Below are 2496 nucleotides of genomic sequence, written 5' to 3'. Positions count from 1 at the left end.
CTGGCGCGTCTTTGAACAGCTGCGGCGCAAGCTGCTTTGCCGCCTCCCAATCTCGTTCGAACGCCACCATTGCCTTTGACCGTCCGACCTCTTCGACGCTCATCGCATAGGTCTTCACGGCCGCAACGAGCACGCGGCGTTCATCGCCACGTTCATCGCGACTGCGATCTTGGTGTGCAGCGCCGCCATCGGCGATAGTGCGGGCTGCGAGCGGTGTAGGCGGCCGTGGTTCTTGCATTGGCTTGGGAACCGCCGTGTCCGGGATGGGCTGTATCCCTTTGCTGATTCCCTGAGATGCGACATCACTCTCGCCCTGCCCCCGGCGATCCTCCATGCCGCGCCGATTGGCAAAGTCATGGGTATAGTCGAGCGTCGTCTCCTTCACGCCTGAGCGGCTCAGTACCTCCGTCAGGGCGCGCTCCGTCTTGAACGCATCGAGCCCGGCATAGAGCTGCACCCCTTCACGATGACGGGTCATCGCCACATAGGTCAGATGCCGGTCCATCGTCGTCGACGCGAGAACAAAACTCCGGTCGACCGTGGACCCTTGCGTCTTGTGGATCGTCGTCGCGTAGCCGTGGTCAAAGGCCTGGTAACGATTGACCGGTACGGTCATCTGGCGCTGGTCCTCTGGCCCACGCATCTTGCCGTCAAGCCGAACCTGTATTGCGTCCGGCGCGACGGCGATCACCTCGCCCAACATGCCATTCTTGACGGCGAGATCGCGATCGTTCTCCAAAAAGACGATGCGGTCGCCGCGCGCAAAGGATCGCTTCCCATTGTTGGTCTGGTAGCTCAGTTCCTCACCTCGACCCTCCGACGGGTTGCTGGCCTTTGCGAGCTCACCGCACTCCTGCAACTGAGCGCGAATGCCGGCATTGATGGCACGGACGTCGTCGCGTCGATGCGCCATGGCAATGCGCGTGTCGTCGGGATTTGCCGATCGGTCAGCGACATAATCGGCAATGATCGCCTTCAGCACGTCGTCGCGGTTCGCTTTCAGCTGGATGTTGTCATGAGCCTCGTAGGAAGCGAGCCCGGCTGCAGTCCGATGCGAGGCAAAGTCGATCGAGGCCTGCTTCTGCCAATCGGCTTGTTGCCGTCGGACGTCCGACAATTGCGCATGACCCACGGCCTCTGCGATCGCCCGGAACGGTGCGCCCGCTCCGATCGCCTGAAGCTGTTCATGGTCGCCGACCAGCACGAGCTTGGCACCGGCCCGTTTGACCTCGTCGACGAAGTGGGCGAGCTGACGGCTTGCGACCATTCCACCCTCGTCGATGACGAAGACATCGCGAGCATTCAGCCGACTGCGATCGGCTTGCCAGCTGTATTCCCACGACGCCAAGGTACGGCTCGATATGCCGGACGATTGCTCCAGGCCCTCGGCCGCCTTGCCGGCCAGAGCCGCGCCATGAACACGATAACCTTGCGCTTCCCAGGCCTGGCGGGCAGCTGCCAGCATCGTGCTCTTGCCGGCACCGGCAAAACCGATCACCACGGCGATCTGAGCTGGCCCTGTGACATGCTCGATCGCCTGGCGCTGTTCCGCCGATAGCCCCTGCGCCGGTGACGCGCCTGCGGCCTGGATCGATCTGTCCTGATCGGCGATTGCCGCATCGACATGCCGCTTGAAGACACCGTGGTTTTGGCGCGTCTTCATCGCAACAGCGGATGTTGCCATCGCGCCCTCGATCGCCACCATCTCGACCGTCGAATAGCGTGCCTCGCCATCGCGGCCCCGAACGCTTGAACTGTCGGGTTTCAGCTCGACGAGGGCCTTTGACGCCATGACCGCGGCAAAAGCATTCTGGAAGGTCTGCGGATCGTCGTTGATATAGCGATGCAGAGCCCTGGCAATGTCATAGCGGCTGAAGACGCTCTTTTCGTTCGTCAAGAGCCGCAATATCTCTTCGGGCCGGCGGCGAATGGTGTCGGCATTGCGATCGGCCGATTGTCGGTCGATGCGGATGCGCGAGACTTCGCCACCCTGGCGATCGATCTGCGTCGCATGCACACCAACATGTTCGGTCGGCGCGATGGTCAGGCCCGCTTCCAGGTGCGAGCGATGATCGATGCGGATATCGTGACCCGCCATCGCCAGATGCCGATTGGCAAGATGCTCCCACGCCTGGCGCAGGTCCTTCAGCTGCAGCTGCGATGGCGGCAGGTGGTTGGCGAGAAGCCATCTGTTTTCCCGCTCAAGCGGCGTCTTGTCGCCAAGACCGGTTTCCCTCACCTCACGCGTCGTCATCATCAGATGCGCATGGCTGTTGCGGATATCGCTTGCCTCACCTGGCCGATGGATCGCAAAGTCGACGGCAGCGCCATAGCGGTTGGCGAGATCGGCGGCAAAGGCACGCGTCAGCGCCAGGCGCTGTTCCGCACTGAGCTCATGCGGCAGCGCGATTTCGAATTCCCGGGCAATGCGGGCGTCACTTCGCTTCTCGGCACGCTCGGCGGCATTCCACAAGGCCGATCGCTTCATCGCCCAAT

Annotated in this window: 1 protein-coding gene; it reads right to left on the bottom strand. The window is 62.5% G+C overall.

The window, feature by feature from the left end:
- On the bottom strand, positions 1-2496 hold a 2496-nt coding region (gene traA, locus C3Y91_RS02385; protein WP_168574927.1), incomplete at both ends, for a Ti-type conjugative transfer relaxase TraA.

This window comes from Rhizobium ruizarguesonis (assembly GCF_012349115.1).
Classification (GTDB): domain Bacteria; phylum Pseudomonadota; class Alphaproteobacteria; order Rhizobiales; family Rhizobiaceae; genus Rhizobium; species Rhizobium ruizarguesonis.
This window is presented reverse-complemented; position numbering and strand designations above follow the sequence as displayed.